Genomic DNA, 12,802 nt, shown 5'->3' on the forward strand with positions numbered 1-12,802 from the left:
ATAAGTCTGCCAATTTCCCCATTTGATAGAATGGTAACTTCATAATATTTCTCTGCTTTTTGAATCGCTGTAAAATCATAGCCTTCAAAATATTGATTAAAAAAACGCAAATAATGTTCTTTTCTTGCATAAATCATTGAAAAAACAATACGATTTTGAAAGCCAACTTTATCTTGGTCATTTTCTTTTGTATAGACCGTTTTAAAAAATTCATTAATCATTTGTAAATAAGCAAATGGACTCGTATATTTTGATAAATTTAAATAATCAAAGGCCGGCTCATCTTTCGCGTTAAAAGAAACCGTATTTTGCGCATCTTGAAAAAACACATGATATATCCCTTCTTCGCTGAACCATCCATTTGCTACACCTTTTCGAATACCTCGAAAAACCATGCCAGAAGCTGGATTTTTTTTAATAAGAAATGAAAATGCTGGATTGTCGCTTGCTAATTGAATTATCGCCATCTCTTTCTCCCTTTCTATTACTGTCTTACTCATTATAACAAAATTACGATGGTTAAAGCGCTTCAATTTGGGATGAACTATCTCATTTCCTATCAACCTTTTACAACGCCAAGCGTACGTAATGTTTTCACAATTGTAACAAGTTCTTTTTGATTTTGCATCACTTGATCAATATCTTTATATGCATGCCTACTCTCTTCGGCCACATCTTTTAAGTTTGTTTTCCCTAAAGTAACATTTTGATTTTCTAAGTCTTTTAATACTTCTTTAGCAGGAAAATTAGCTTTTGCTTTTGTTCTAGAAAAGTTTCGTCCCGCCCCGTGTGAGGAAGAATAAAAACTTTCTTTATTTCCAAGTCCCATTGTAATGTAGCTCTTAGAACCCATTGCACCAGGAATAATTCCTAGCTCCCCATTTTTCGCACTTGTAGCCCCTTTGCGATGCACATACACGTGCTCATTATAATGTGTTTCAAGTTGCGCATAATTATGATGGCAATGAATGGGATTTTTAAACTCGGCCTTTTGATTAAGCTCTTGTCTCGCCACTTCACATGTTATTTCCATCGCTTTATTTAGCATTGTACAACGATTTAAATGGGCATATTGAAGCGCAAAATTCATCCATTCAATATAAGCTTCCCCTTCTTCTGATTGAATAGGTAAAAAAGCAAGTGCGTTTTCATCCTGCAAACGACTATACCATTTTTCATTAGCTGCTTTTGCCACCTTATCAAAATGCGTACAAATGGAGGCACCTAGATGGCGACTTCCGGAATGCAACATGATACATAAATAGCCTTTTTCATCTTCTTGGAATTCAATAAAGTGATTCCCCCCTCCAAGTGTTCCAATTTGATAATACGCATACTCAATTGTTTCACTCACATTTGGAAGTGCCTCATAAAATTCTAGTTTATTTGCTTCATCTAACAGCTCAGAATGTTGCTTTACAGAATGTTTCCTTTTCCCAACCGGAATCTCCTCAAGCGTTTTTTGAACTAGTGTTGACATAACTTTTTGTGCCTCACTAGCTAAAATATTGGTTTCAACAAAACTCATCCCGCAGCCAATATCCATACCGACAGCGTAAGGCACAATCACATCTTTCGTCGCTAGCACGCCCCCAATTGGCATCCCTTTCCCGAAATGAGTATCCGGCATTAACGCAAGCCACTTAAAAACAAAAGGCAAATTCGCCACTTCTTTTGCTTGCTCTAAACAGCCCTCCTCAATATCTTTGCCGCTTTCAAGCCATATTTTAATAGGTTTTCCGTTCTTCTCTTTTTCATAGTGAACAAACATTTTTGTCACTCCTTCCTAGTCGATATATGTAGTATAGAAAAAATTGCCCATTTTATCTTTTAAAAAAAAGGTGCGCAATGTTAATCTGAAATGGAAGGGAGACGATTTATGTGGCAAAAGAATTTCAAGAATTAATTAAAAACATCAATACCATACGTCCTTATGCGCGTGATTTTTATATTTATGGTTTTAAAACGCGTGAAGAATTTAAACAAAAAAGTATTCGAAGCTATGATACGGAACGGCGCCGCATCGAAAGCTATTTTCACAATAATATCGAATCTGAAATAAATGGCTCTAAAAAAACAGTTCGCTTAGCAATTGACTCGACCGATTTAAGCGAAAATCCTTTTTTCTCTATTTGGAAAGCCAAGTCATTTACCAAAAATGATATTTATTTACATTTTATGCTCATCCACCTTTTAAAAGAAGAATCAAAAAATTTACAAGAAATTTTGCGAGAGCTAGATAATGAAAAGCTGATTGAGGAAGGAACAGTAAGAAAAAAATTATCTGAATATGTCAAATTAGGAATCCTAAAACAAACCAAACAAAAAAAGGTGAACTATTATAAGCTCATCCTTTTCCCGGAATTGTCTTCTGATTTTCTAACAGCCATTCAATTTTTCAAAGAAGTTTTACCAGTTGGAATATTAGGCGCGTATATTTTAAATGCGCAAAAGGTCAGTTTGAAATCGCCTTTTATTTTTAAACATTTTTACCCGGTTCATACTTTAGACGATCAAATCGCTTTTGATCTCCTCACTGCCATACGTTTAAAAAAGCATATTGAAATCCACCTTTTCACCCATAAGAAAAAGATCTCAAAATCCTTTTTACCGATTAAACTTTTGGTGAGTTCACAAACTGGCAGACGTTATGTGATGGGACGTACGGTGGGTTCGCATAACTTTACATCTTTTCGACTCGATCACATTGAATCGGTTAAGATTTTAGGTGTTGATGAAGATTTTGACCAGATTGCAGCTGAATTTAAAGACGCGCTCCCTTATTTTTGGAGCAATATGAATGGGAACTTTAAAACTAGCACATTTAGAATGCAACTGCGGATTGATGAATATCGCGAAACCTACTTGATCGACCGCATCAAACGGGAAGGTCGTTCAGGGAAGCTTACCAAAATTGGACCCAATCTTTTTGAATATGAAGTTAAGCTTTTTGATTTAACAGGGATTAAACCTTTTTTACGAACGTTTATCGGGAGAATCGTTAAAATGGAAGCAAGCAGAAAAGGTTTCGTTGCATCCTTCCTAAAAGAGGTATCTCTCATGTACGAATTTTACGAGGAGGAACATTAGAATGCCTATTTTCAGTGAAATTTATGGAACTTATTATACCATTGTCAATCAAATTCTTATGAAAAATAACCCCTTGTCAAAAAGTGATATCCACTCTATTGTTCAAAATTTAGGATTCAAAGAGACGCTTTTTCATATTGAAAAACAATTAATGACGACAGATAATTGGGATTTACTAACCCATGAAAATCATGCCCTAACGCCTAAAATCCCTAGCATACCTCCCGTTTATCGCGACTTTGAAAAACGTTTTCTAAAAACCATTATAGAAGATTCACGTATCGCTTTATTTTTAGAACAAGAAGAAATTACAAAATGGCAAACCTATCTCCATTCTATCGAGCCGCTTTTTTCTAATGAAGATATCCTTTATTTTGACCAATTTTCTGATGGAGACCCCTATTCGGACCCTAGCTATATCACACACTTTAATATGATTTTAAAGGCCATACAGAAAAATAAAATGGTTTATTTAGAATATGAAAAATCAAAAAATAACGTGTTAAAAGGAAGTTTCAATCCTCAAAAACTCGAATTTTCACAAAAAAATAATCGTTTTCGCCTTTATGCTATCTCTCAAAAAAACAATTCGAGCTATATTTTAAATATGAAAGACATTCGTTTAGCATGTATCCAGTCTGAAAATGCCCATGATGCCATTATCCAAAATCCACAAGTAAAAACCATTTGCTGCATCCTTTTTGATCGTAGAAATGCCCTAGAACGTGCTATGTTTCACTTCGCAAGCTACCGTAAAACAACCAAACGTTTAGATGAAAATACATTTGAACTGACCATCACATATAAAAAAGCCGTAGAAAGTGAAGTGCTTATTCAAATTCTATCTTTCGGTCCGATGTTGAAAGTGGTATCCCCTGCGCCATTTGTCCATAAGATTAAACAACGCTTGCAAAAACAAAAAGCGCTTTTCTCTCAGGAGTTATAAGCGCATAATTATTGAATTATTATTCTTTCGACAAAAAATCATATCCGACTTTTACTATGATTCTAAACAAAAAATCGAGTCTTATCATGACTTTTTAAAATCATAGCACGATGTAACTAAAAACAAGAGCAAAGTGAGGGATAACCCTCAAGGCGCGGAACGAATAAATAAACAGGCTACTAAATAAATATCAAAGTAGCCTGTTTTTATTTATCTATGATTTCGCTTCTTACAAATCGAGTAAACGTTGTTTCTTATGTAACTTCATCGTGCTCCATTTTATCAGTTCTTCATACCTCGATGCTACCTCGTTTTAGTTGATCGAGTAGTGTTGCCAAATTGATGACGACTTTGTCCGCTAGTTTGTCCAGGGCTTCGACCGCTACTGCCTTATTGTCGCTTAGCTGGTACTTAATATCTTCAAACACCATCTTAGAACTTTCGTAAATATTAACCGATACTTTGTTCAGTGCGATGACATTTTGGAACTGTGTTCCCTCAAAAAGCGCTGTATCAATATACGGACGGTACGCATCTAAAACAGCGCTTAACCCGCCCCCTCTTAAGGAACGTGTCGCCTGAATGAGTGACTCCACCATGACTTGGTAGGGTTCGGCAAACTCAATAAACGCATCCAAGCCTGCTCGCATGTTGTCGTCTATATCAGTAAAAGGCACTTTTACATAGTCTAAACCACTTCGCACCGTCTTCACAATCGCATAGGTTTCCCCCACTGTCATATTTAATTGATTCAATGTACTACCTAAATTGGTTATGATAGGATCAAGAGAAGAGGTCGCCGCATCACGAAATTTTCGAAAGTTGTCGTCTAGTAATTTTTGCTTTTTCCCCATACCATCTTGAAGTGCTTTGGATTCCTGTAACGTAAAATCAGAAGTAGCAGGAGGCGCCGCGACTCGTTCTATTTGTTGTGTAACGGTTAAAAGCTTATCCGCTTTTTCTAACTCCTTCGATACGTAGGTTACCTGCGTCCCAAAAGTCACAATTTGATTAGTGACAACTTCCTTATTCTCGTCAATGATTTTATAGTGGGCTTTTAACTCCGCCACCATACCATCGTCAAGAAATTCATTGTCTATCCCCTGGAAAAGTTTGGGAATGGCTTGTTTTTTCAGCGCATTCACTTGAAGGATAAGATCATCCAGTTTCATAAGAGTATCGTTTACAAGTAAGGGTAAATCCATCAGCAAACTAAAAGCGCCTAAAAAAGAATGCGTCGAGATAAAATCAAAAATATCGGATATGACCGGAGTGGAACGAATTCTTTGAAGCGCGTCCAAGGCTTTCACACCTACAGGATTGATTTTTTCAATTTCATCGCGAACGAGTTCATACTGCGATGTAAACGTCATAATTTTCCCCAAAGCATCTTGCCCGAGTAAAGCATCAAAGCTAGCTGTTAGTGTTTCTTTCCGGTCATCTAGCTTAGCGCCTTCCCGTTCGACAATATCCACGGCATGATCCACATGTGATTGGGCGGTGGTTATTTGCCCTTTCATTTTCGACACCATAGCCTCTGCCAAGATTTTCATGTTTTCGGGATTCATGTCTATTTTATGCCCTTTACCGCCCGTGAGAACTGCCCCACTCCAGACACCAACAGGTAAGTAGGCATCGGCATCGATTAAGATTTCCTCCCCGTCTATCTTAATCGATTCACTATAGCCCGTGTGGTTGGATACCAGAGTAGCAAATAAAGGCATATTGTTATTCACGATGATATTTTTACCCGGTAAACGACTCAAGTATCCCGCACTTCGCTCCCCTAATGTTAGCGGATCATACTCACTCATATAGTTGGTAATATCGGGGTTCTTTTGGGTGTACTCCCCATCAGGCAACATCGCAGGGTTATAGGTCACACTCTTAACATCATTATTGGGACGCGACATAGTTACCAAGTCCACCCCCTAAAGAGTTGCCTCCCACGTACTTGATGTCATATTTTTCACTCATTTCCTTGTAGGCTTCGTCCGCCGCTAGTAGTTGAGCATCGGGAATGTTCCCCGGCAGTGTGGCGTCGGTAATAATATCCCGACCCCCGTCTTTTTGCCCTTGTGTGCCTTGAAAAACCATACCGACTTCACCTGTTTTGGTGTTTTCGACAATCATGTAATCTAGTCCGGATTTTGTTCCATATTTTCCTTCTTTAACCTCATAAGAATTTTTAATGCCGTTCAAAGTAATATAGTCTCCAGGCTGTGGTTCTTCATAGACTATTTTGCCGCTCAATTCAATAATATCTAAGTCCGATGTTTTTAGTTTTTCCGCTGTTGGCATCTTCCAAAGCCCCCTTGTCCATTATTTTTGAATATCCTCAACCCTAACATTATCACCATCGGGCAAGCCAACTCGATCAACAATAAAATTATCATATAGAATAACACTATAATTTCCTTTTGGAAGTCCTGTCTCATTCTTCAAATCTTTGGCTATTTGTTCAGCCTTCTCTTGTTTTGGCACCCCTTTACTTGTGTTATAGAAGTGTAAGACAATGTTTGCATTTTCAAACTTACCATCTACTTTCGAAAACAAATTTTGCAATTCGCTTGCAGAAATATTTTGTTTTTTTATATAGGCATCATAAACTACTGTAGAATCTCCACCAACTGGAACAAAATAATAGCTTTTTTCATAACCCGAAGCATGTGTTTTGTTGATTGCGGTTTGATTCAATCCTTGTAAATCATATTTTTTTGCCATTGTCTTCGTAAAAGTATCTAAGTTTCCAAATTCTTCTCTATATGCCTTAACATATGAACCACTAATAATAGCACCTTCAACTTTCCATTCCTCAGAACGAGCACTATTCAACTCCTTAGTCCGTGGATCTATTCCCACAATCACAGAAGTATGAAACTCTATTGGCTCTTCTGCTTCCACCATAACAACCGCCGCATCTCTTGCAGGTACTACATTGTTCACTTTAACATTAGTTTTATATGTATCTTTCATATATGCGACAGCTCGTTTTTTTATTTCTGCTTCATTCTTTTCAACAATATCTTTAGACTTGTCGCCATCAACAAAGATAAAACCCTGTCCTTTATACTCTGCTACAGGTGTTGTCCCGTCGTCTGCTTTCTTTTCTTTTTCGTCTGAATTCCCCATAAATGAACAACCTCCTAGTAAAATTGATAAACCAATAATAGAAATAGCTATTTTTTTCCCGTTCATTGTACGCCCCTTTTCTCTATTTATATAAGAAATGCCTCTTACAATAAGAGGCGTTCTTTTTAAATTAAAATCCAAAATTCTGCGATAATTGTTGATCTTGCTCTTCCACTGCATGGGCAGTTTTTTGAAGTTGTTGTTCAATTTGATCCATCAAATTTGCAAACTCTGTTACTTTTGGTTTTAATTGATTGAATTGATCGTCAAAACGTGCGAACGCTTGACCTTCCCATTCACTGCGTAATTGTTCTTGTGTTTGGGATAAGCGTTGTAATAATTGTTCAATATCTCGCGCACTTGTTCCGTATGTTTTTGCACGATCGCGAAGTTCTGCCGGGGTCATTCTAATTTGTCCAGACATGAAATTCATCTCCTGTTTATGTATTTTTATCGCAATTATACTATAGCATATCGATTTTTTACTGTCTATGTAGATTTTGTGAACTTTTCAGAAAAAAAGACATAAAAAAGAGAGACTTGCCCCTTTTAATTAGTCTACTTGTTTTTAAATTGCGGCCCAACAAAAACTTAAACACACATTAAGTTCACAAATAACCAAAATATATATGCATGCATTTAAACAACGCTTGCAGAAACAAAAAGCGCTTTTCTCTCAGGAGCTATGAGCGCATAATTATTGAATTATTATTCTTTCCATCCCAAAAAAGGTATAATAGTTTAAAAGTAGAAAAAAGGAGGATGTGATGTGAAAAAAATTGGGGTGGTTTTTTGGTGCTCTGTGGCACTTATCCTTCTGGCCGTTTTATCAGGCGTATTTTTTCCGCAAGGTTTTGAAACAGCAACAGCAAATATCCAAGAATTTTTAACCACTACGTTTGGTTGGTACTATCTCCTAGTCGTAGTTTGTATTGTGGCATTTTGCGTTTTTTTAATTTTAAGTCCGATTGGCGCCATTCGCTTAGGGAAACCAGGCGACCGGCCTGAATATAGCAATAAATCTTGGTTTGCGATGCTTTTTAGCGCAGGAATGGGAATTGGCCTTGTCTTTTGGGGGGCAGCAGAACCGCTTTCCCACTTCGCTATCAGCTCACCAAGCGGCGACACTGAGACTCAAATCGCGCTGCAGCAATCATTACGCTATACATTCTTTCATTGGGGGATTTCCGCCTGGGCGATTTACGCCGTTGTGGCCCTTGCACTCGCTTATTTTAAATTTAGAAAAAAAGCACCGGGTTTAATTAGCGCAACCCTCTATCCCATCCTAGGGAACCGGTCGTCAGGAACGATTGGACATATCGTTGACATCACAGCCGTGTTCGCGACAGTAATTGGTGTGGCGACAACACTCGGACTCGGCGCCCAACAAATTAACGGCGGTCTCGCCTATTTATTCGATATTCCAATTAATTTTACCATTCAAATGATTATTATCATCATTGTGACTATCCTATTTATGATTTCCGCGGCTAGCGGTTTAAACAAAGGTATCCAGATTTTGAGTAATGTGAATCTTTATATTGCAGCTCTCTTGCTTGTACTTACGCTCTTTTTGGGCCCGACGGTTAAAATTTTCAATGAGTTTACGAATGCTTTCGGCCAGTACCTTCAAAATTTTATACAAATGAGTTTTCGTACTGAGCCTGGAAATCCGGCTGGACGCGAGTGGATCAATAGTTGGACGATTTTCTACTGGGCGTGGTGGATGTCTTGGTCGCCATTTGTCGGCTTTTTCATCGCTCGTATCTCAAAAGGTCGTACGATTCGCGAGTTTTTAATGGGCGTTATTGTCCTTCCGACGATTGTGAGTACACTTTGGTTTGCGGTCTTTGGCGGAACTGCCATAAATATTCAGCGTACCTCCGTGCCAAAACTGCAAGAACTTCCTACTGAACAAGTTCTTTTTGGTGTATTAAATGAGCTTCCGCTCGGTTTTATTTTATCTATCATCGCTATTATTTTGATTGCTGTTTTCTTTGTCACTTCTGCCGATTCAGCCACGTTTGTACTTGGAATCCAAACTACAAACGGCGCGATGAATCCCAGTTTTCAAATTAAATTGGTATGGGGCATTTTACAAGCGGGAATTGCAAGTACGCTACTTTTCTCCGGCGGCCTCCAAGGTTTACAAAACGCCGCGATTATTGTAGCCTTTCCATTTTCCATTGTCATCATCTTAATGATGATTTCACTCTATATCTCACTTTCAAAAGAACGAGACCGGCTTGGTTTATTTATCCGACCCAAAAAATCACAACGCGATAATCTATAAAAAAAGAAACAGGATCCGCTCCTGTTTCTTTTTTATTTAAATATCAGATAAAGAATGATTGTCTGATCCTTTTTTGCAAGTTCCTCTTTATTAAAAAAATCTTCGCTTATAGAAATCCCATTTTCACTTCTATTCCAATATTGTAAAATATAGCGTTTACCAAGCTTAATTTTTCCATTTTTAAAAGGCTCCGAGGCGGCACTACCTTGTTCAGATTGATTGGTGAGTACCGACTTTAGCGGAATAGCACCTTCTGATTGGGCACTATTTACAAGAAGTTTAGCGCGAACTTCTTCTGGCTTCATTAGATTAAGGCCGACAACTCCCCATACTAGTTCCCCGTTCATCGCACTTTTCCTGTCGCTTAAAATTCCCGCCACTTTTTTATGACTAACACGATTCTCTTTTTCGTACACATCTAAATATACGAAAGCACTCTTTCCTTCTGTATTAAAACTCACCTTGCCGCTAAAAGAAGGTCTAGCTCTGTAATCACATTTTCCTCTTTTTTGACTAAAGCTCCGTTTGGTACCCCCGCTATTTTACTCCCTTGAAACGGCCATAAATTAAAATACACAAGAGCGCCTAACCCCCCGCCAACAACTAAAATTCCAATGCCAATCATGATGCCAATTTTTTTCATATTGATTCTCCCTTATTATTTATGATATGGTTCACCGCGCATAATTCGAAAAGCTCGATAAATTTGTTCAACTAAAACTAAACGCATTAGTTGGTGCGGCAAAGTCATTTTCCCAAAAGAAATTTTTTCATCTGCTCGTTTTAGAACCTGCTCACTTAGCCCTAGAGATCCGCCTATAACAAAAGCAATTTTACTTTTTCCATATACCATTAAATCTTGCATGTGCGCGGCGAAATCTTCGCTTGATTTTTGCTTACCAAGAATTGCCAGCGCAAAAACATATGTATCATCAGAAATTTTAGCCAAAATGCGCGTTCCTTCTTTTTCCTTCACTTGTATCATTTCAGCATCACTAAGTACTTCAGGGGCTTTTTCATCTGGAACTTCTACCATACTAATATTGGCGTAAGGACCAAGCCTCTTCACATACTCTGTTATTCCTTGTACTAAATATTTTTCTTTTAATTTACCCACTGTGATTATTTGGATTTTCATCTCATTCCACCCCAGAAAATCATTTTCTTTATCATACCATAAAAAAATACCTATGGGTTCTTTTGGCCTAAATTCCCATACAAATTAGTATATAATGGTTTTCCACAAGAAAAACCAGTTATACACAGATATTATCCACATAATATATCCACATATCCACAAGGGAAAGCATATTTTGTGCGCGAACACACATTCCCCACAAGATGTATACTATTAAAAATAAGTTACCCACAGTTTATCCACAGGGTGTAAAACCGTTATAAACCCCTGCTATAAAGGCATTTTATCTTTAGTATACAAATAAAATTGTGGATAAATGCGGTTTTATTCTCCTTATTTTCACAAAAAGGTATTTATTACTATCAAACTTTATTAAAAATGTAATTTGATGCAATTTTCTCTTCAAAAGACCGTATATTCGATTAGAATTATCAGTATTTTCGGTTTCTAACAGGTTATTCACGGCTTACTAACAGGTTATCCACAATTTTTATCCACATATCCACAACTCTTCTCTATATTTAGCGGAAGAAAATATGTTCCCAACTAAATATAGGGAACTTGACATTTTAAAATCCACAACTTATCCACAAAAAAACCAACCCACGGGGGTTGGTTCGGAAAGATTATTTTTTATTGTTGTGTGGATTTTGCCGCTTCTAGTGTAATCGTTGTAGATTGTTTTTTCCCATCACGATAATATTTGATGTTCATTTTTTGTCCGATTTCAACGTCATTATTATAAAGAATTTGACGTAGTGTCATGGAATTTGTTACTTTTTTGCCGTCCATTTCCACTATGACATCATATTGTTTAAGACCCGCTTTATCAGCTGCAGAACCATTTACAACTTGTTGAACCATAGCGCCATAATCAATGCCATCCGGTAGTTTTAAAATACTCTTTTGTTGTTGTTCAGGTATTGTATCCACGTCACGTAAGGTTACGCCAAGTGAAGGACGTGTTACCTCACCATTCGTTTCAAGTTGTTCAATGATAGGTTCGACTGTGTTACTTGGAATGGCAAAACCAATTCCTTCCACATTTTCTGTGGAAATTTTCATGGAATTAATTCCAATCACTTGTCCTTGTATATTTATAAGTGCCCCACCGCTATTACCTGGATTGATGGCAGCATCGGTTTGAATAACTTCCGCTTCCCAGTCTTCTTGACCATCACCATTTGTATCAACAGGGACCGCACGATTTAATCCGGAAATAATACCTTCTGTTACAGATCCTGAAAATTCAGTTCCAAGAGGGCTACCAATTGCGATGGCAGTTTCTCCAACTTTTAAGGAATCCGAATTGCCGAATTCGGCTACAGTCGATACATGTTCGTCACTGATTTCTAGTACTGCAAGGTCATTCCATTCGTCAGTTCCGACTAGCTTGGCGGATGATTTTTTCCCATTTGAGAAAGTCACTTCAAGCTTGTTGGCACCTTCTACAACATGGTTATTTGTGACAACATACGCTTTTCCGTTAGATTTTTTATACACGACACCTGAACCAGAAGAGGCTTCTTCTTCTGATGTGGTTGAACCATCGAGTGAATTAGCTGATTGATAATTTAACACACTCACAACAGCGTCTTGAACTTTTTCAACTGCTTTTGTTATATCAGTCGAGTTCTCATAAGAAACTTTTTCAACTTTTCCTGTATTCGTTGATTTTGAACCGGTCGATGTATTTGAGTCAGTGTCACCTAAGCCACTAACAGCAAAAAAGATAATCAGTCCACCTACTATAACACCGATTAAACCGGTTAGGAAGTATCCTAAAAAGTGTTTTCCGCCATTTTTCCTTGGAGGTTCACCGCCACTACTACCACCTGAACGTGTTGGAGGAATAACTGGAGGTACTGGCGGTACTGTGTCTTGTTTGTCGGTCGCCTTATTATCAGATGCTTCCTCAAAAAAAGCATTCGTCATACTGGCCTCAGCCTGCTCACGCGTCGCCCCCGCGAAAACTTCTCCGTCAGATGCCAGACCTTCTGAAATTGGTTCAAAAACAGGCTCTGCGGTATGTGGTTTATGTACGGATTCCTCTGTTTTTGACGCTTCGTGTGTATCTGGTTGTTGTTGACTACTCTCTTGAAGTTTGTCTTTCTCATCGAATTCATTTTTTTCGTTTTCCAAATTAACCATCCCTTTCCACCTAAATGTTCGTTTATACATTTATCTTACAAAAGAAATATGA

At 37.7% G+C, this 12,802-nt stretch carries 10 protein-coding genes and 2 pseudogenes; 3 read left to right on the forward strand and 9 right to left on the reverse strand.

Annotated features, from left to right (window positions below; all coding sequences use genetic code 11):
* Nucleotides 1-467: pseudogene (locus LFLEISCH_RS10315) on the reverse strand (SAM-dependent methyltransferase); the annotation flags it as partial.
* Nucleotides 468-559: 92 nt separating this feature from the next.
* Nucleotides 560-1,771 (reverse strand): RtcB family protein, encoded by a 1,212-nt coding sequence (locus LFLEISCH_RS10320; protein ID WP_007476149.1) that lies wholly within the window; start codon nucleotides 1,769-1,771, stop codon nucleotides 560-562.
* 110 nt (nucleotides 1,772-1,881) lie between these two features.
* On the opposite strand from LFLEISCH_RS10320, the gene LFLEISCH_RS10325 reads away from it, so the two are divergent.
* Both LFLEISCH_RS10325 and LFLEISCH_RS10330 read left to right on the forward strand, forming a co-directional pair.
* Entirely contained in the window at nucleotides 1,882-3,090 is a 1,209-nt protein-coding gene (locus tag LFLEISCH_RS10325) for a WYL domain-containing protein (RefSeq protein WP_007476151.1), read from the forward strand.
* 1 nt (nucleotide 3,091) lies between these two features.
* On the forward strand, nucleotides 3,092-4,036 hold the full coding sequence (locus LFLEISCH_RS10330) for a WYL domain-containing protein (RefSeq protein WP_007476153.1): 945 nt from the start codon (nucleotides 3,092-3,094) through the stop codon (nucleotides 4,034-4,036).
* A 290-nt stretch (nucleotides 4,037-4,326) separates the two neighbouring features.
* On the opposite strand, the pseudogene LFLEISCH_RS10335 reads toward LFLEISCH_RS10330, so the two are convergent.
* The 3 genes and pseudogenes from LFLEISCH_RS10335 to LFLEISCH_RS10345 form a co-directional block, all read right to left on the reverse strand.
* A pseudogene (locus LFLEISCH_RS10335) lies at nucleotides 4,327-6,337 on the reverse strand (SA1320 family protein).
* Between the two features lie 21 nt (nucleotides 6,338-6,358).
* Complete coding sequence (locus tag LFLEISCH_RS10340; protein WP_007476155.1) at nucleotides 6,359-7,234, reverse strand: DUF1672 family protein; 876 nt, start codon at nucleotides 7,232-7,234, stop codon at nucleotides 6,359-6,361.
* 64 nt (nucleotides 7,235-7,298) lie between these two features.
* The gene (locus tag LFLEISCH_RS10345; RefSeq protein ID WP_007476157.1) at nucleotides 7,299-7,592 is read right to left on the reverse strand and encodes a WXG100 family type VII secretion target; all 294 of its coding nucleotides are present in this window, start codon (nucleotides 7,590-7,592) and stop codon (nucleotides 7,299-7,301) included.
* Nucleotides 7,593-7,937: 345 nt separating this feature from the next.
* Here LFLEISCH_RS10345 and LFLEISCH_RS10350 point away from each other — a divergent pair, with 345 nt between their 5' ends.
* Nucleotides 7,938-9,461, forward strand: coding sequence for a glycine betaine uptake BCCT transporter (locus tag LFLEISCH_RS10350; protein ID WP_007476159.1), 1,524 nt, complete (start codon nucleotides 7,938-7,940; stop codon nucleotides 9,459-9,461).
* Between the two features lie 32 nt (nucleotides 9,462-9,493).
* On the opposite strand, the gene LFLEISCH_RS10355 is transcribed toward LFLEISCH_RS10350, so the two are convergent.
* The 4 genes from LFLEISCH_RS10355 to LFLEISCH_RS10370 form a co-directional block, all read right to left on the reverse strand.
* On the reverse strand, nucleotides 9,494-9,922 hold the full coding sequence (locus LFLEISCH_RS10355) for a hypothetical protein (RefSeq protein ID WP_007476161.1): 429 nt from the start codon (nucleotides 9,920-9,922) through the stop codon (nucleotides 9,494-9,496).
* Nucleotides 9,919-10,104, reverse strand: a complete 186-nt coding sequence (locus LFLEISCH_RS10360; protein WP_007476164.1) for a hypothetical protein — start codon at nucleotides 10,102-10,104, stop codon at nucleotides 9,919-9,921. The genes LFLEISCH_RS10355 and LFLEISCH_RS10360 overlap by 4 nt, the downstream gene beginning before the upstream one ends.
* A 15-nt stretch (nucleotides 10,105-10,119) precedes the next feature.
* On the reverse strand, nucleotides 10,120-10,599 hold the full coding sequence (gene rlmH, locus LFLEISCH_RS10365; RefSeq protein ID WP_007476166.1) for a 23S rRNA (pseudouridine(1915)-N(3))-methyltransferase RlmH: 480 nt from the start codon (nucleotides 10,597-10,599) through the stop codon (nucleotides 10,120-10,122).
* Between the two features lie 633 nt (nucleotides 10,600-11,232).
* Nucleotides 11,233-12,750, reverse strand: coding sequence for a S1C family serine protease (locus LFLEISCH_RS10370; protein WP_007476168.1), 1,518 nt, complete (start codon nucleotides 12,748-12,750; stop codon nucleotides 11,233-11,235).
* Between the last annotated feature and the right edge of the window lie 52 nt (nucleotides 12,751-12,802).

This window comes from Listeria fleischmannii subsp. fleischmannii LU2006-1 (assembly GCF_000344175.1).
In the GTDB taxonomy this organism is placed as follows: domain Bacteria; phylum Bacillota; class Bacilli; order Lactobacillales; family Listeriaceae; genus Listeria; species Listeria fleischmannii.